This window comes from Pseudomonas putida, assembly GCF_022627325.1.
Classification (GTDB): Bacteria; Pseudomonadota; Gammaproteobacteria; order Pseudomonadales; family Pseudomonadaceae; genus Aquipseudomonas; species Aquipseudomonas putida_X.
This window is the reverse complement of sequence record NZ_JAETZZ010000012.1, coordinates 68,377-85,322: the sequence shown is the minus strand read 5'-3', so window position 1 is coordinate 85,322 and position 16,946 is coordinate 68,377. Positions and strand designations below refer to the sequence as shown.

At 63.4% G+C, this 16,946-nt stretch carries 16 protein-coding genes; 3 read left to right on the top strand and 13 right to left on the bottom strand.

Features of this window, described 5'->3' with window-relative positions:
* Positions 1–51: 51 nt before the first annotated feature.
* Positions 52–1,059 carry an AI-2E family transporter gene (locus JNA92_RS19130; protein WP_241806213.1) on the top strand — a complete coding sequence of 336 codons (1,008 nt, stop codon included), beginning with the start codon at positions 52–54 and terminating at the stop codon, positions 1,057–1,059.
* A 118-nt stretch (positions 1,060–1,177) separates the two neighbouring features.
* On the opposite strand, the gene JNA92_RS19125 is transcribed toward JNA92_RS19130, so the two are convergent.
* Positions 1,178–2,443 (bottom strand): Hsp70 family protein, encoded by a 1,266-nt coding sequence (locus JNA92_RS19125; RefSeq protein ID WP_241806212.1) that lies wholly within the window; start codon positions 2,441–2,443, stop codon positions 1,178–1,180.
* A gap of 164 nt (positions 2,444–2,607) precedes the next feature.
* On the opposite strand from JNA92_RS19125, the gene cbpA reads away from it, so the two are divergent.
* Together cbpA and JNA92_RS19115 are read left to right on the top strand one after the other, a co-directional pair.
* Positions 2,608–3,561 (top strand): curved DNA-binding protein, encoded by a 954-nt coding sequence (cbpA, locus tag JNA92_RS19120; RefSeq protein WP_241806211.1) that lies wholly within the window; start codon positions 2,608–2,610, stop codon positions 3,559–3,561.
* 2 nt (positions 3,562–3,563) lie between these two features.
* Positions 3,564–3,869 (top strand): chaperone modulator CbpM, encoded by a 306-nt coding sequence (locus JNA92_RS19115; RefSeq protein WP_012316438.1) that lies wholly within the window; start codon positions 3,564–3,566, stop codon positions 3,867–3,869.
* A gap of 155 nt (positions 3,870–4,024) precedes the next feature.
* Here the strand turns inward: JNA92_RS19115 and JNA92_RS19110 are convergent, their stop codons facing one another.
* The 12 genes from JNA92_RS19110 to JNA92_RS19055 form a co-directional block, all read right to left on the bottom strand.
* Entirely contained in the window at positions 4,025–4,540 is a 516-nt protein-coding gene (locus JNA92_RS19110; protein ID WP_241806210.1) for a GNAT family N-acetyltransferase, read from the bottom strand.
* A gap of 31 nt (positions 4,541–4,571) precedes the next feature.
* Positions 4,572–5,270: an urea ABC transporter ATP-binding subunit UrtE gene (gene urtE, locus JNA92_RS19105; RefSeq protein WP_241806209.1), complete on the bottom strand. Its 699-nt coding sequence runs from the start codon at positions 5,268–5,270 to the stop codon at positions 4,572–4,574.
* A 99-nt stretch (positions 5,271–5,369) separates the two neighbouring features.
* Positions 5,370–6,227, bottom strand: coding sequence for an urea ABC transporter ATP-binding protein UrtD (urtD, locus tag JNA92_RS19100; protein WP_241806208.1), 858 nt, complete (start codon positions 6,225–6,227; stop codon positions 5,370–5,372).
* Positions 6,224–7,303, bottom strand: a complete 1,080-nt coding sequence (gene urtC, locus JNA92_RS19095) for an urea ABC transporter permease subunit UrtC (protein ID WP_241806207.1) — start codon at positions 7,301–7,303, stop codon at positions 6,224–6,226. Before urtC ends, urtD begins: the two co-directional genes overlap by 4 nt.
* On the bottom strand, positions 7,303–8,790 hold the full coding sequence (urtB, locus tag JNA92_RS19090) for an urea ABC transporter permease subunit UrtB (RefSeq protein ID WP_241806206.1): 1,488 nt from the start codon (positions 8,788–8,790) through the stop codon (positions 7,303–7,305). Before urtB ends, urtC begins: the two co-directional genes overlap by 1 nt.
* A gap of 126 nt (positions 8,791–8,916) precedes the next feature.
* Positions 8,917–10,182 (bottom strand): urea ABC transporter substrate-binding protein, encoded by a 1,266-nt coding sequence (gene urtA / locus JNA92_RS19085; RefSeq protein WP_241806205.1) that lies wholly within the window; start codon positions 10,180–10,182, stop codon positions 8,917–8,919.
* 188 nt (positions 10,183–10,370) lie between these two features.
* Complete coding sequence (cycA, locus tag JNA92_RS19080) at positions 10,371–11,777, bottom strand: D-serine/D-alanine/glycine transporter (protein WP_241806204.1); 1,407 nt, start codon at positions 11,775–11,777, stop codon at positions 10,371–10,373.
* Positions 11,778–11,906: 129 nt separating this feature from the next.
* Positions 11,907–13,271, bottom strand: a complete 1,365-nt coding sequence (locus JNA92_RS19075) for a PepSY-associated TM helix domain-containing protein (protein ID WP_241806203.1) — start codon at positions 13,269–13,271, stop codon at positions 11,907–11,909.
* Positions 13,272–13,327: 56 nt separating this feature from the next.
* On the bottom strand, positions 13,328–15,394 hold the full coding sequence (locus JNA92_RS19070) for a TonB-dependent copper receptor (protein WP_241806202.1): 2,067 nt from the start codon (positions 15,392–15,394) through the stop codon (positions 13,328–13,330).
* A gap of 64 nt (positions 15,395–15,458) precedes the next feature.
* Positions 15,459–15,890, bottom strand: a complete 432-nt coding sequence (locus JNA92_RS19065; protein WP_241806201.1) for a DUF2946 domain-containing protein — start codon at positions 15,888–15,890, stop codon at positions 15,459–15,461.
* A 26-nt stretch (positions 15,891–15,916) separates the two neighbouring features.
* Positions 15,917–16,396, bottom strand: coding sequence for a copper chaperone PCu(A)C (locus JNA92_RS19060; RefSeq protein WP_241806200.1), 480 nt, complete (start codon positions 16,394–16,396; stop codon positions 15,917–15,919).
* Positions 16,397–16,444: 48 nt separating this feature from the next.
* Entirely contained in the window at positions 16,445–16,834 is a 390-nt protein-coding gene (locus JNA92_RS19055; protein ID WP_241806199.1) for a DUF2946 domain-containing protein, read from the bottom strand.
* Positions 16,835–16,946: the final 112 nt, after the last annotated feature.

The following is a 16,946-nucleotide window of genomic DNA, read 5'->3' as shown; positions in this document are numbered from 1 at the left end:
ACGAAGGCTGGCAGACTGCGGTTCTTTTCCGTTGTCTGCCGTTGAGGCTGTATGACCTTCACCCCCCGCCAGGTCACCCTGGCCAGCTGGATCATCGTATTTGCCGGCCTGCTGCTGGCGCTCCCTCTGAAATTGTTACCTAGCTTGCTGGCCGGGTTGCTGGTATTCGAGCTGGTGAACATGCTTACGCCACGCCTGCAGCCGATCATTGCCGGGCAACGCGCGCGCTGGCTGGCGGTGGCGCTGCTGGGTACCCTGGTGGTCAGCACCCTGACCTTGCTGATCGCCGGCGCGTTCAGCTTCCTGCTGCACGAGGCAGAAAACCCCGGCGCCTCGCTGGACAAGTTCATGGCCCTGTTCGAGCGTGCCCGTGGCCAGTTGCCGCCGTTCATCGAGAGCTACCTCCCGGCCAGCGCCGCGGAATTCAAGGTGGCCATCGGTGACTGGATCAAGAGCCACCTCAGCGACCTGCAACTGGTAGGCAAGGGCATGGCGCACATGTTCGTGACGCTGCTGATCGGCATGATTCTCGGCGCGATCATTGCGTTGCAGCGCATCCCCGACATTTCCCGGCGCAAGCCGCTGGCTGCCGCCTTGTTCGAGCGCCTGAGCCTGTTGGTGCAGGCGTTTCGCAACATCGTCTTCGCGCAGATCAAGATCTCGCTGCTCAACACCGTGTTCACCGGCATATTTCTCGCTGTGGTGCTGCCGCTGTTCGGTGTGCACCTGCCGCTGACCAAGACGCTGATCGTGCTGACCTTCCTGCTTGGGCTGTTACCGGTAATCGGCAACCTGATGTCCAACACGCTGATCACCATCGTTGGCATGTCGCTGTCGATCTGGGTGGCGGCGGCCGCGCTGGGGTATCTGATCGTTATCCACAAGGTCGAGTACTTCCTCAACGCGCGGATCGTGGGCGGGCAGATCAGTGCCAAGGCCTGGGAGCTGTTGCTGGCGATGCTGGTGTTCGAGGCGGCGTTCGGCCTGCCGGGCGTGGTAGCGGGGCCGGTGTACTATGCGTACCTCAAGAGTGAGCTGAAGCGGGCGGAGCTGGTTTGAAGCGGCAAGCTGCAAGCTTCAAGCTACAAGCTGCAAGCTGCAAGCTAAAGCCGACCGCGGTGGGCGTTTCATCGCCAATCGGCTTGTAGCTTGTAGCTTGTAGCTTGTAGCTTGCGGCTCATCCGTAACGTTTGCGTGCTTCGATCGCCAGGCCGCTGCCGATGCTGCCGAAGATGTTGCCCTCCACATGCCGCGCATTGGGCAGCATCGCCGCCACGCTGTTGCGCAGCGCCGGGATGCCGCTGGAACCACCGGTGAAGAACACCGTGTCCACCTGGCCTTCGCTTACACCGGCTTTGGTCAGCAACTCGCTGACGCTACCACGCACCCGCTGCAGCAGCCCTTCGATCGCGCCTTCGAACACCGTACGGGTCAGGTCCACGCCCAATTCGCGCTCGACGCGGCCGAGGTCGATACGGCGGCTTTCGTGGTCGGTCAGCTCGATCTTGCTGGCTTCCACCTCCATCGCCAGCCAGTGCCCGGCCCGCTGCTCGATCAGCTTGAACAGACGGTCAATGCCCAGCGTGTCCTCGATGTCATAGCGCATGCTGCCCAGTGCCAGTTGCGACTTCTGCGAGTACAGGGCGTTGATGGTGTGCCAGGTGGCCAGGTTGAGGTGATAGCTGGTCGGCATCAGCGCACCGCTCTTCATCCGGCTGCCGTAACCGAACAGCGGCATCACGCCCTGCAGGCTCAACTGCTTGTCGAAGTCGGTACCCCCGATGTGCACGCCGCCGGTGGCGAGGATGTCGCTTTGACGCTCGGCTACCTGGTGACGTTCAGGTGACAGGCGGATCAGGGTAAAGTCCGAGGTGCCCCCGCCGATATCCACGATCAATACCAGCTCTTCACGGCTGATACCTGACTCGTAGTCGAACGCGGCGGCAATCGGTTCGTACTGGAACGACACGTCCTTGAAGCCAATCTTGCGGGCCACGTCGGCCAGGGTGTCCTCGGCCTCCTGATCGGCGGCCTGGTCTTCGTCTACGAAGAACACCGGACGGCCCAGTACCACCTGATCGAAGCTGCGGCCGGCAGCGGTTTCGGCGCGGGTTTTCAGCTCGCCGATGAACATGCCCAGCAGGTCCTTGAACGGCAAGGCGCTGCCCAGCACGCTGGTGTCGTGCTTGATCAGCTTGGAGCCCAGCAGGCTCTTGAGCGAGCGCATCAGGCGACCTTCGTAGCCTTCGAGGTACTCGTGCAGTGCCAGCCGGCCATACACCGGGCGGCGCTCTTCGATATTGAAGAAAACCACCGAGGGCAGGGTGATCTTGCCGTCTTCCAGGGCTATCAGCGATTCGACCCCGGGGCGGTGCCAGCCGACGGTAGAGTTGGAGGTGCCGAAGTCGATGCCCAGGGCACGGGCCGGGGATACGTCAGACATGGGAAAAGGGCTTCCGGAGGCAAAACGGCCGCGCAGTTTATGCCACTTGGCCAGAGAATCAAGACCGGTCGTCTGCCTTGAAGCAAAGCCAAGCGAACCTTGAAAGGCTATGCTTGACCCTTATCTTCAGATGCAACATGAAAATTCACATTGGTGATCCATAGATGGACTTCAAAGACTACTACAAGATACTCGGCGTAGAGCCCACGGCGGACGAGAAGGCGATCAAGGCCGCGTACCGCAAGCTGGCGCGCAAGTATCACCCTGACGTCAGCAAGGAGCGCGACGCCGAGGAGAAATTCAAAGAGGCCAACGAGGCCTACGAGGTGCTTGGCGACGCCCAGAAACGCGCCGAGTTCGACGAGATCCGCAAGTACGGCGGCCAGCACGGCCGGCCATTCCAGGCCCCGCCGGGCTGGGAGAACCGTGGCGGTGCGGGTGGTGGTTTCGAGGGCGGTGATTTCTCCGACTTCTTCAGCTCGATCTTCGGTGCGCGGGGCGGCAACCCGTTTGGCGGCGCTCGGCAACAACGCAGTGCTGGCAGGCGAGGGCAGGACGTGGAACTGGAACTGGCGATCTTCCTTGAGGAAACCCTGAGCAAGGAATCCAAGCAGATCAGCTTCCAGGTGCCGCAGACCAACGCTGCCGGCCAGCGAACCGGGTTCACCACCAAGACCTTGAACGTGAAGATCCCGGCTGGCGTGAGCGACGGCGAGCGCATCCGCCTCAAAGGCCAGGGGGCACCTGGCAGCGGTGGCGGCGCCAACGGCGACCTGTTCCTGACCATCCGCATGGCACCGCACCCTCTGTTCGATGTCGAAGGCCAGGACCTGATCATCACCGTGCCATTGGCACCGTGGGAGGCTGCTTTGGGCACCAAGGTGGCGGTGCCGACCCTGGACGGCAAGATCAACCTGACCATCCGCCCCGACAGCCAGAGCGGCCAGCGCCTGCGTGTGCCTGGCAAAGGCCTGGCGAACAAGCAGGGCGAGCGCGGCAACCTCTACGCCCAGCTCAAGGTGGTCATGCCGCCGGCATCCGACGCCTCTGCCCGCCAATTGTGGACCCAGCTTTCCGAGAAAGCGGCGTTCAACCCGAGGACACAGTGGAGTAAGTGATCATGAGCAGCACCCTGATCGTTCAACTGGACATGCGCACGCTTTGCCAGGAGGCCGATATCACGGCCGACTACGTGGTCGAGATCGTCGAGCACGGCATCGTTGAACCTTCGGGGCGAACGCCGGAGGAGTGGTTGTTCGATGATCAGGCGCCGCTGCTGGCCAGGCGTGCGGCGAAGCTGCACCAGGAGCTGGAGCTGGAGTGGGAAGGGGTGGCACTGGCGCTGGAACTGTTGCAAGAGGTGCAGCAGTTGCGCAGTGAGAACAGCATGCTCAAGCAGCGGCTGGGCAGGTTTACCCAAATGTGATGTCGACTGCACCGGCCCCCACAAGGGATGGCGCAGGGCGGCTCCACAACTGAGGCCCCAGCTGGGGGAAGGCCTGCCTTGCTCAATTTCTAAAGCCGGCGCGATCGGCGTGGGAGCCGGCTTGCCGGCGATGGGGCCCGTGCAATCAGCAAAAATCAGGCTGGCTCTGCCTCCGGGTCGAGCACCAGCTGCATGAAAGTCAAATCCAGCCAGCGCCCGAACTTCACCCCCACCTGGGGCATCTGCCCGGTCACCGCAAAGCCCAGGCGCTCATGCAGGCGCACCGACGCCGCATTGCCGCTCTCGATGGCTGCGACCATCACATGCTTGCCACACCCCCGCGCGCGCTCGATCAGTGCTGCCATCAACTGCGGCCCCAGGCCCTTGCCGCGCTGATCGCCCCGGATATACACCGAATGCTCCACGGTATGGCGAAAGCCCTCGAACGGCCGCCAATCGCCAAACGACGCATAGCCCAGCACACCGCTATGATCCACTGCCACCAGAATCGGATAACCCTGCTGTGCCCGGGCCTCGAACCAGGCCTGGCGGTTGCCGAGGTCCACCGGCGTTTCGTTCCAGATCGCCGTGGTGTTGCGCACCGCGTCGTTATAGATGTCCAGGATGCCCGGCACGTCAGCGGGCAGGGCATCGCGAATTTCGTGGCTCATTGCTACATCTCACTAGGTCCAGGGCTGCAGATTAAATGGTTACCAGCCCACGCACACCCTCGGCCTGCATGTTTTCGCCACGCCCGCGCTGGATGATTTCGCCACGGGCCATGACCAGATACTGGTCGGCAAGCTCCTCGGCAAAGTCATAGAACTGCTCCACCAGCAGGATGGCCATGTCGCCACGCTCAGCCAGGCGGCGGATGACGGCACCGATTTCCTTGATGACGGATGGCTGTATACCTTCGGTGGGTTCGTCGAGAATCAGCAGGCGTGGTCGGCTGGCCAGGGCGCGGCCGATAGCCAACTGCTGCTGCTGGCCGCCAGACAGGTCACCACCGCGCCGCTGCTTCATCTGTTCCAACACCGGGAACAGTTCGTAGATGAACGCAGGCACCTCACGCGCCTCGCGTGCCGGGAAGCGCGACAGGCCCATCAGCAGGTTTTCCTCGACGCTGAGCCGCGCGAAGATCTCGCGGCCCTGGGGCACGTAGGCAATACCGGCATGCACCCGTTGCTGCGGCTTGAGCGCGGTGATTGGCTTGCCTTCCCACGCCACGCGGCCTTCGCGTGGCGGCACCAGGCCCATCAGGCAGCGCAGGAGGGTGGTCTTGCCCACGCCGTTGCGTCCGAGCAGGCAGGTGACTTCACCGACCTTGGCCTCGAAGGACAGGCCGCGCAGGATGTGGCTGCCGCCGTAGTACTGGTGCAATTCACTGACTTCAAGCACTTTCAATTCCTCGTTCTTGTCAGCTACAAGCCTCGAGCCGCAAGGGCAAGATAAAGCACCGCTACTGCTTGCGGCTTGCGGCTTGCCACTTGAGGCGCGCTAGCGCCCTAGATAAACCTCGACCACCCGCTCATCCGCCTGCACCTGCTCCAGCGACCCTTCTGCCAGCACGCTGCCCTGGTGCAGCACGGTCACATGGTCGGCAATGCTGCCGACAAACCCCATGTCGTGCTCCACCACCATCAGCGAATGCTTGCCGGCAAGGCCCTTGAACAGCTCAGCGGTGAACTCGGTCTCGGCATCGGTCATGCCAGCCACCGGCTCGTCGAGCAGCAACAGTTGTGGCTCCTGCACCAGCAACATGCCGATCTCGAGGAATTGTTTCTGCCCATGCGACAGCAGGCCTGCCTGGCGCTGGGCCAGAGGGAGCAGGCGCAGGGTGGTCAGTACCTCCTCGATGCGTTGCTGTTGCTCACCGTTCAAGCGTGCTGCCAGGCAGGCCCAGACCGATTTTTCGGTTTTCAGTGCCAGTTCCAGGTTCTCGAACACGGTCAGCGCTTCGAACACCGTGGGCTTCTGGAACTTGCGGCCAATGCCGGCCTGGGCGATCTGGTATTCGCTCATGCGGGTCAGGTCCAGGGTATCGCCGAAGAACGCACTGCCGGTGTCGGGGCGCGTCTTGCCGGTAATCACGTCCATCATGGTGGTCTTGCCAGCACCGTTGGGGCCGATGATGCAGCGTAATTCACCTACACCGATGTACAGGTTCAAGTCATTGAGGGCCTTGAAACCATCGAAGCTGACGCTGATGCCTTCCAGGCTCAGCACCGTGCCGTGACGGGTATCGAGCCCCGCCTCCCGGCGGCTGCCCAGGCCAATGGCATCACGGCCACTGCCAAGGTTGTCGAATACCGGTTCGAGCATGAATTCCGGATGCACAGGTGGCACGCCTTTCATGGCTGGCTCCTTTTCTTCAGCAGGCCGACCACGCCCTTGGGCAGGTACAGGGTGACGAGGATGAACAATGCGCCGAGGAAGAACAGCCAGAATTCAGGGAAGGCAACGGTGAACCAGCTCTTCATGCCGTTGACCAAGCCTGCGCCCAGCAGGGGGCCGATCAGTGTGCCGCGCCCGCCCAGGGCTACCCAGACAGCAGCCTCGATGGAGTTGGTCGGCGACATTTCGCTCGGGTTGATGATGCCCACCTGTGGCACATAAAGTGCGCCTGCCAGGCCGCAGAGCACGGCGCTCAGCACCCACACCAGCAGCTTGAAACCCCGCGGGTCATAGCCACAGAACATCATGCGGTTTTCTGCATCGCGTACCGCGGTGAGCAGCCGGCCGAACTTGCTCTGGGTCAGGCGCCAGCACAGGTACAGGCTTGCCAGCAGCAAACCGACGGTGAGCAGGAACAGCACCGCGCGGGTGCCCTGCGCGGCAATGTCGAAGCCCAGAATAGTGCGGAAGCTGGTGAAACCGTTGTTGCCGCCAAACCCTGTCTCATTGCGGAAGAACAGCAGCATGCCGGCGAAGGTCAGGGCCTGGGTCATGATCGAGAAATACACGCCCTTGATCCGCGAGCGGAATGCGAAGAAGCCGAACACCAGCGCCAGCAGGCCCGGCGCCAGCACCACCAGGCACAGGGCCCAGGCAAAGTGCTGGGTACCGGCCCAGTACCAGGGCAGTTCGTTCCACGAGAGGAACGTCATGAACCCTGGCAGGCCGTCACCCGCGGCCTGGCGCATCAAGTACATGCCCATGGCGTAGCCACCGAGGGCGAAGAACAGCCCGTGCCCGAGCGACAGCAGCCCGGCGTAGCCCCAGACCAGGTCCAGGGCCAGGGCGACGATGGCGTAGCAGAGAATCTTGCCGACCAGCGTGAGGGTGTAGGCCGATACCTGCAATGCGTGGTCGGGGGGTAGCAACGACAGCAGCGGCATGGCCAGCAACAGCAGGACGACGACCGTGCCAATGGCGAGCGACAGGCGCGGCCCGGCTTTTTGCGAAGCGGTGACAAGCAGTGGCTGGTTCATCAGTCGATAACCCGTCCCTTGAGGGCGAACAGGCCTTGCGGGCGCTTCTGGATGAACAGAATGATCAACGCAAGGATGAGGATCTTGCCAAGCACTGCGCCTATTTGCGGCTCCAGCAGCTTGTTGGCTATCCCTAGGCCGAAGGCGGCCCAGAGGCTACCGGCCAGTTGCCCGACACCGCCGAGCACCACCACCAGGAACGAGTCGATGATGTAGCTCTGGCCAAGGTCCGGGCCGACGTTGCCGACCTGGCTCAGCGCTACACCACCAAGCCCGGCAATGCCCGAGCCCAGGCCGAAGGCGAGCATGTCCACGCGCCCGGTGGACACGCCACAGCAGGCAGCCATGTTGCGGTTCTGGGTCACCGCACGCACGTTCAGGCCCAGCCGCGTGCGGTTGAGCAGCAGCCATGTCAGCAGCACCACGGCCAGCGCGAACGCAATGATCACCAGACGGTTGTAGGGCAGCACCAGGTTGGGCAGCAGCTGGATGCCACCCGACAGCCAGGCCGGGTTGCTGACCTCGACGTTCTGCGCGCCGAACAGCAGGCGGATGGCCTGGATCAGTATCAGGCTGATGCCCCAGGTCGCCAGCAGCGTTTCCAGCGGGCGGCCGTAGAGGTGGCGGATCACCGTGCGCTCCAGCGCCATGCCCACCCCGGCGCTGACGGCGAAGGCCACAGGCAGGGCAATCAACGGGTAGAACTCGATGGCGCCGGGGGCGTAGCGCTGCAGCAGCACCTGGACCATGTAGGTGCTGTAAGCACCGAGCATGAGCATCTCGCCGTGGGCCATGTTGATCACGCCCAGCAGCCCGAAGGTGATCGCCAGGCCAAGGGCCGCCAGCAGCAGGATCGAACCCAGCGACAGGCCGCTGAACGCCTGGCCGAGCAGTTCACCGAACAGCAGCTTGCGTTTGACTTGGGCCAGGCTTGTTTCAGCGGCAGTACGCACGGCTGCGTCGGTTTCTACATCGGGCTGCAGCAAAGCCTCCAGGCGCGTGCGGGCCAAGGGGTCGCCAGTTTGGCCAAGCAGTCGTACCGCCGCCAGGCGTACGGCTGGCTCGCTGGCGCCCAGTTGCAGGTTGGCCAGTGCCAGGCCAAGCGCAGCGTGCACCGCAGTGTCGGGTTCGCTGGCAAAGCGCCGGTCGAGGAACGCCATTTGCGCCGGGCGCGCACTTTTTTGCAGTTGCTGGGCGGCGGCCAGGCGCGTGTCGCTGTTGTCGCTGAGCAACTGATGGCTGGCCAGGGCGTTATCGATCAAGCCGCGCAGGCGGTTGTTAAGACGCACCTTGCGGGTGTCATCGGCGGCGATGCGGCCCTGGCGCAGGTTTTCCAGCAGCGGCAGGCGCGCGGCTTCGGGTTGCGCCGCCCAGCCTTCGAGCAGGCGAGCCTGCTCGGCGGGCTTGGCGGTGAGGAAGAATTCGCCCTCGCTGGCCTGGGTTGCCAGGGGCAGCAGGAGCAGCAGGGTAAGGAGGATTCTGAACATGCGGGCAATCCTGAAATCGGCGGTGGATTCATCGCCGGCAAGCCGGCCCCCACAGAGTGGTGCTGTTCTCAGGACCCTGTGGGGGCTGGCTTGCCAGCGAATGGGCTGCAGCGCAGCCCAGTGCACTCAGTTGCCTTTCACTGCATAGTCAGGGCGCTTTTCGTTGCCTGGAATGAACGGGCTCCACGGCTGCGCGCGCAGCGGTTGCTCGGTTTCCCAGACCACGCTGAACTGCCCGTCATCCTGGATTTCGCCGATCATCACCGGCTTGTGCAGGTGGTGGTTGGTCTTGTCCATGGTCAGGGTGAAGCCGGACGGGGCCTTGAAGGTTTGCCCACCCAGGGCTTCGCGGACCTTGTCGACATCGGTGGACTTGGCTTTTTCCGCCGCTTGCGCCCACATGTGGATGCCCACGTAGGTGGCTTCCATCGGGTCGTTGGTCACGGCCTTGTCGGCACCCGGCAAGTTCTTGGCTTTGGCATAGGCCTTCCAGTCTGCGACGAACTTCTGGTTGACCGGGTTATCCACCGATTCGAAGTAGTTCCAGGCGGCGAGGTGGCCTACCAGCGGCTTGGTGTCGATGCCGCGCAGTTCCTCTTCACCCACCGAGAACGCCACCACCGGTACGTCGGTGGCTTTCAGGCCCTGGTTGGCCAGTTCCTTGTAGAACGGTACGTTGGAGTCGCCGTTGACGGTGGAGATGACCGCGGTTTTACCGCCCGCCGAGAACTTCTTGATGTTGGCGACGATGGTCTGGTAATCGGCGTGGCCGAACGGGGTGTAGACCTCTTCGATATCCTTGTCGGCCACGCCTTTGCTGTGCAGGAAGGCGCGCAGGATCTTGTTGGTGGTGCGCGGATAGACGTAGTCGGTGCCGAGCAGGAAGAAACGCTTGGCGCTGCCGCCGTCTTCGCTCATCAGGTATTCCACGGCGGGAATCGCTTGCTGGTTGGGCGCGGCGCCGGTGTAGAAGACGTTCGGCGACATCTCTTCGCCTTCGTACTGCACAGGGTAGAACAGCAAGCCGTTGAGCTCTTCGAACACTGGCAGCACCGACTTGCGTGACACCGAGGTCCAGCAGCCGAACACCACCGCGACCTTGTCCTGGGTCAGCAGCTGACGGCTCTTTTCGGCGAACAGCGGCCAGTTGGATGCAGGGTCGACCACCACCGGTTCGAGCATCTTGCCGTTGACCCCGCCCTTGGCGTTGATCTCGTCGATGGTCATCAGGGCCATGTCCTTGAGCGATGTTTCGGAAATCGCCATGGTCCCGGACAGCGAATGCAGGATGCCGACCTTGATGGTCTCGGCGGCCTGGATGCTCCAGCTAAGACCCATCGCCGCAATCGATGCGCTGAGGGTAAAGGCCTTGATCAGACTGCGACGCTTCATGTGCTCTCTCCGCTGAGTTTTTTTTGGTGTTGGCCAAGCGGGGAGGGGCGTTGCAAGGGGTGTGCCGAACGGCAAAAGGTGCGTAATAGAAGGGCTGTGCGAGGTGTTGGGGCGCGGGGCCGGTCCAGGATGGTGCCTGGATGTTTTGCCTGCACAGCATTGGGGCTGCTTTGCAGCCCCTTGGTGCATCAGCTGTTGCGCACCGCCGTTCGCGGATGGCGCTTGCTGCGCACACCTTGGTAGGTGACCGCCAGCAACACGAACCAGATTGGCGTAACGATCAGCGCAGAGCGGGTGTCCGCTTCCAGGCTCAGCAGCACCAGGATGAAGGCGAAAAACGCCAGGCACACGTAGCACATGAAGCGCCCGCCCGGCATCTTGTAGGTCGACGCCTGGTGCAGCGCCGCCCGGGTTTTGCGGTACTTCAGGTACGACAGCAGGATCAGCGTCCAGACAAACATGAACAGCACCGCGGAGACCGTGGTCACCAGGGTGAATGCCTCGATCACATTCGGCACCATGTAGATCAGCACCGCGCCAAGCAGCAGGCAGGTGCACGAGAAGTACAGGCCGTTGGCTGGTACGGCGCGGCTCGACAACTTTTCGAATGCGCGCGGTGCATCGCCTTCCTGGGCCAGGCCGAAGAGCATGCGGCTGGTGGAAAACACGCCGCTGTTGGCCGACGAGGCCGCCGAGGTCAGCACCACGAAGTTGATGATGCTCGCCGCCGCCGGCAGGCCGGCCAGCACGAACAGTTCGACGAACGGGCTCTTGCCCGGCACCACGTCGCGCCAGGGGGTCACCGCCATGATCGCGATCAGTGCCAGCACGTAGAACACGATGATGCGGATCGGTATCGAGTTGATCGCCCTTGGCAGGGTGCGTTCAGGGTTCTTCGCTTCGGCGGCGGTGGTGCCGACCAGCTCGATGCCGACGAAGGCGAATACGGCGATCTGGAACCCGGCGAAAAAGCCCATCAGGCCATTGGGGAACATGCCGCCGTCATTCCACAGGTTGGCCAGCTGTGCGGTGCGCCCACTCGGCGATTCGAAACCGGTGATGACCATGTACAGGCCGGTTGCGACCAGGCCGAGGATGGCCAGGATCTTGATCAGGGCGAACCAGAACTCCATCTCACCGAACATCTTCACGGTAACCAGGTTAAGCGACAGCAGCACTGCAACGCAGGTCAGCGCGGGTATCCACTGCGGCAGGTCCGGGAACCAGAACTGTGTGTAGGCGGCAATCGCGACCACATCGGCAATACCGGTGACCACCCAGCAGAACCAGTAGGTCCAGCCGGTGAAGTAGCCGGCCCAGGGGCCGAGCAGGTCGGCCGAGAAATCGATGAACGACTTGTAGTTGAGGTTCGACAGCAGCAGTTCGCCCATGGCGCGCATGACGAAGAACAGCATGAAGCCGATGATCATGTAGACGAAGAGGATCGACGGCCCCGCCAGGCTGATGGTCTTGCCCGAGCCCATGAACAGGCCGGTGCCGATGGCACCACCGATGGCGATCAGCTGGATGTGGCGGTTGGTCAGGTTACGCTGCAGGTGCTGCGCTTGAGCAGGAGGGGAAGAGGTCCGGGTCATCGGCTGCATTCCATTGAGGGTCAGTCTTTTTGTGAAAGCCGCGTAGGCTAACACGCGCGTCCCAAAACGGGGCGCGACAGATCGACTCGACTTTTCGGTAGCAGGGGCCGCTGTGCAGCCCCAATGGCCTCAGATGCTGGCCAGCACCTTGCGCCGTACCACCAGGCTGTCCACCACCCACATCACCACCATCGACACCCCAACCAGCGGGAAGATCACGCCTAGCACCACCATCACCCCTACCGCCGCCTTCCAGCGCGGCAGGTCATGGCGTAGCGCCGGCACCCCCAGGCCGCCGCTCGGCCGGCGCTTCCACCACATCACCAGCCCGCTCACCGAACCGAGCAGGATCATCAGGCACACCAGCAGAATGATGATCTGGTTCAGCGGGCCGAACATCTTGCCCTCGTGCAGCATCACGCCCACCTCGGTCGCGCGGGCCACCGGGCTGTAGTCCTGCCAGCGCACGTCGGCCAGTACCTTGCCGGTGTACTGGTCAACATGCAGGGTGGCATCGTTGCGCGGGTCGTCGGCGAACACGGCGATGGTGAATACGCCGTCGGCGGTGGTCGGCACGGTGATGCTGTAGCCGGGCTCCACCTGGCGCGCGGTGGCGAGGTCCTGAACCTGCTGCAGGCTCACCAGAGGTGCCGCTGGCCTGTTCGACATCATGTGGTGCCCGGCATGTTCGGCATGCGCGCCAGACTGCGGCATCGGCGTGTTTTCCATGGCCCAGGGCACCGTCTGGCGGTGGGCGCTGTTCAGTTCACCGGCCTGTTGATCGGACTTGGGCACGTCATTCCACATCGCTGCCGGGAAGCGGTTCCACAGGTCGGCGTACTGTTTGCCCCACAGGCCGGTCCAGGTCATGCCGCTGAGCAGCATCAGCAGCAACAGGGCCGAACCCCAGAAGCCGCTGACCGCGTGCAGGTCGCGCCAGAGCAGCCGCCCCCGTGCTGACAGCCGTGGCCACAGCACGCCACCGCCGCTGCGCCCGCGCGGCCACCACAGGTACAGGCCGGACACCACCAGCACGATGCCCCAGCCGGCTGCCAGTTCCACCAGGCGGTCACCGAGCGTGCCGACCATCAGTTCGCCATGCAGGGCTCGGGCGACTGCCTGCAGGTTCTGCTTGGCATCCTGCTCGCCGAGGATCTTGCCGCTATAGGGGTTGACGAACACATTCAGTTCGCGCCCGCCGTCATGTACCACGAATTGCGCGCTGCGCTCGGCATCGATGGGTGGCAGATACTGGGCCACATGGCCTTTGGGGTAAGCCTGGCGCACGTCGGCCAGCATCAGGTCGGCGCCCTGGCGGTGATGGCCGGCCTCGACCACCATCAGGTCACGGTACAGCAGCGGGTCCAGTTGCGGTTTGAACAGGTAGATGATCCCGGTAATAGCCAGCAGGATCATGAACGGGGCGACGAACAGCCCCGCGTAGAAGTGCCAACGCCAGGCCAGGTTGTAGAAGGAAACACGTGTTCCGCTCATGGGAACCTCCTGTTTGACCAGCTGAGGGGCGCAGCCAGCAGCCGCGCCCGTTGTTGTCAGAAGCTGAAATCGACCTTGGTCCAGAACGTCCGGCCGGGCTCGTTGACCGGCTGTGGATCGGAAGCCGGGTAGCCGAACCCGGCGTTGCCGGCCAGGTTAAGGTGCTCGGAATAGGCCTTGTCGAACAGGTTGTCGACGCCTGCACTGAACTTGAGGTTGTTGTTCACCTTGTAGGCTCCATTGAGCGAGAACACGCCGAACCCGGCGCTTTTTTCGTAGTCCTTGCCGACCACATTGCCCTGGTTCTCGGCGATGCGGTTCTGTGCAGCCACCAGCCGCCACAAGGCCCCGGCGCTCCAGGTGTCGCGGCTGTAGGTCAGGCCCATGCGGCTTTCCAGGGGTGGCATTTGTGGCAGTGCCTTGCCGTCACTGCTGTTCTTGCCCCAGGCGTAGGCCAGGGTCGCATCGGCCTTCCAGGTGTCTGTCAGCTTGTAGGCGGCGCCCAGTTCTCCCCCCATGATGCGGGCATCGATGTTCTGCGCCTGGGAGGTGCTCATGCCCATCATGCCGTTACGGTAGTCGAACAGGATGTAGTCGCGGATCTGCCCGACATAACCCGAAGCCCAGGCTTCAAGACGCTCGTCGCGATACTGGATGCCGAAGTCGAGCTGGGTGGTCTTTTCTGGCTTGATGCCGTCGAAGGCGTTGGCTGCGCCAGGGGGCGCCAGCTGGGGCGAGAACAACTCCCAGTAGTCGGGGAAGCGCTGGGCATGGCCAAGGCCAATGTAAGTGGTGGCCGGCACCGCCGCGAGGTCGTGTTCATAACGCACGAAACCGCTGGGTAGCGTATCGGCGCGGGTATCACCTTCGGTCGCGCTGCCAGCCCGGAAATCGCGGGCAGAGGCGCGATCGAGGCGGGCGCCGGTGATCAGCCGGTCAACCCCTGTGGCGTACCAGGTCAGTTCGCCAAAGGCCCCGTAGTTATGGAAGTCGGCGTCCTTGGACCAGGGCTGGCCCTTGTGCGCATCAACGCCCATGCCACCGCGCTCGCGATGTTCGTTGGTCTGCGCGTCGATGCCACTGATCAGTTGCACGTCGGCCCAGCGCCAGGTGGCCTTGATGCGCGCGCCCAAGGTGCGGCGGTCGACATTGCTGACCATGGGCATACCCATCATGCCACTGCCTGATGGGGTGCGCAGGCTGTAGTTGTCCATCACGTGGTCGGCGTAGTTGTAGTAGACCTGCGCCTCGACCTTGTCGAGCACCTCGCCGAGGTTGGACTTTTCAAAGCGCAGGCCCAGGCTTTCGCGCTTGAACTGCGAACCGTCCATGCCACGGCCGGCATAGCGGGCCTCGCCGTCACCCTTACCGGCGGTGAGTTCGAGCAAGGTGTCCTGATCGGGTGTCCAGCCCAGGGTCACATCGCCGTTCCATTTGTCCCAGCGCGAGGGCACGGTGTCGCCGTTACCGTCGTGATAGTCGTCCGAGCGCGACTGGTTGCCGACGAAGCGCGCATAGGCCTGGCTGTTGCCTGCGGCGGCGTCGAGCACCTGGTCGAAGCGGCCGTTGGAACCGGCCAGCAGGCTGGCGTTGATCCGGCTGCCGAGGGTGCCGAATTTTTCCGGTTCACGTTCGAAGAGAATGGTCCCGGCAGAACCACCGGGGCCCCAGATCACGCTTTGCGGGCCTTTGATCACGGTAAGGCGGTCATAGGTTTCCGGGGCGATGTAAGAGGTCGGTGCGTCCATGCGGTTGGGGCAGGCACCGAGCATCACACCGCCATTGGTGAGGATATTCAGGCGCGAACCGAACATGCCGCGCAGCACCGGGTCACCATTGGTGCCACCGGCGCGGATGGCTGAAAAGCCAGGGATTGTCTTGAGGTAATCGGCGCCATCGCTGGCCGGCACGGGCTGGCGCGGGTCTTTGGGGTTGGTGACAACGGTCAAAGGCGAGCTGGGCGCAATGGCGGTGATCACCGTCGGGCTCAGCTCTGGCGGCGCTTGCTCGTGCGTTTCATGGCCAGGTTCGGCGGCCAGGGCCATGGGTGCGAGCAGCGAACCGCACAATACGGCGAACGTCCCTCGCAGATAGGGGGCGAATACAGGGGTGCAGCCTGACATAGTGATTCCAGTCGATCAGTCATGGGTGGGCGCGGAGCCTCCAGGCTCCGTGCGGCAGCAGGGGTCAGACGCTGATCGAGGACGGTGGCGCGCGGCTGCGCGCACCGGGAAATATGGCCTGTCGGGCATGGCCTTGGAGGGGGGCGGCAGGGAGGAGGGCGACGGGCAGGGCGTGCCCGGCAACAAGTGGGCTGAAGGTTTGCGGCAAGGCAGGGCAGTTGAACAACAGGCTGCAGTAGCCGCATTTCTCCCACATCACATGCAGTTGGCCATCGTCGCCGTGGCCGTGATGCGAATTGCTGGCGTGACTGTGCTCCGAGGACAGCGCCATGCCCATCGGCATGCTCATGCCCGCGTGATGATCCATCGGCATCGACTGGGAGATCAGCGGGCCGATAAAGATCATCCACATGGCGAACAGGCTCAGCCAACCGCCACCGATGCGCCTGCGTTCAGGGCCGGTGCTAGGGCTGTGTCCGTTGCGTGGCAGGCTCATGAAAGCGAGCGCCAGTCAGCGAAGGGTCAGTGCGTGTGTTCGTGTGGCTGGTCTGCCGGGGGCTGCTTCTGCACGGCCACCTCGACCGTGATGTCACCGGCCTTCTCGAAATGCAGGGTCAGCGGGAAGCGCTTGCCGTCGCTGAGCAGGCTGCGGTCCTTGGGCTGCATCAGCATCACATGGTAGGCGCTGGGGGCGAAGACCACGTCCTTGCCAGCTGGCACCACTACATCAGGCACCTGCTGCATCTTCATTGCGCCGTTGGCACTCATCACGTGTTCGTGCAGCTGTGCGTCAGCGGTGATAGGGCTGTCTACGCCGAGCAGGCGGTCATCGACCTTGCTGTTGTTGTGCACGATGAAGTAGGCCGCCACATTGGGCGCGTTCGGCGGCAGTTGCAGCGACCAGGGGTGGGCGATATGCAGCTCGCCCACCGTGTATTCATGGGCGTTGGCGAAAGCGCCGGGCAGCAGCAGTGCGGCCACGATGAGAGCTTGCTTGAGCATGGTGTAGGTCTCCGTTCTGTTCAGGTTCAGGTAGACAGCGTGATGAACTCAGACCAGGGGAGAGGCGCGGGGATTGAGCGCGGGCCAGAGCTGGCGCGGCGTCATTTGGTAATCGGCCGGCGGTGGCGCATGCGCAGCCGCCAACGCGGGTGGGTTGTGCAGTTGTGGCGGATAACCTGGCAGGGCCAGCAACGGCGTGGCACCCGAACAGCACCAGCAGTGCTGCATGTTCGAGTGATCGTCGCTTTGCGTGCCGAGGTCGATCTTGGCCAGAGCCTGAACGTCTACCTTGGCCTTACCAACCGCGCTGGAACAGAAAGCCCCCCACAGCAGCTGCTCTGCCGGGCCCTTGGGCGCGGCAGAGGACAGCGGCATGGCCAGCAGGTTGAACAGCACTGCGAGGCAGGCTATCCAGGCGATGTGCCGACGTGGGGGCATGGAGAGATCCGGTCAGGAATCGTGGTGGGTATTGTACGGCGCAGTATAGGTAAAAATGATGGGGTGCGGTGAAGTGACGCAGGCGGGTAGATGGGCTGCTGCGGAGCCCATC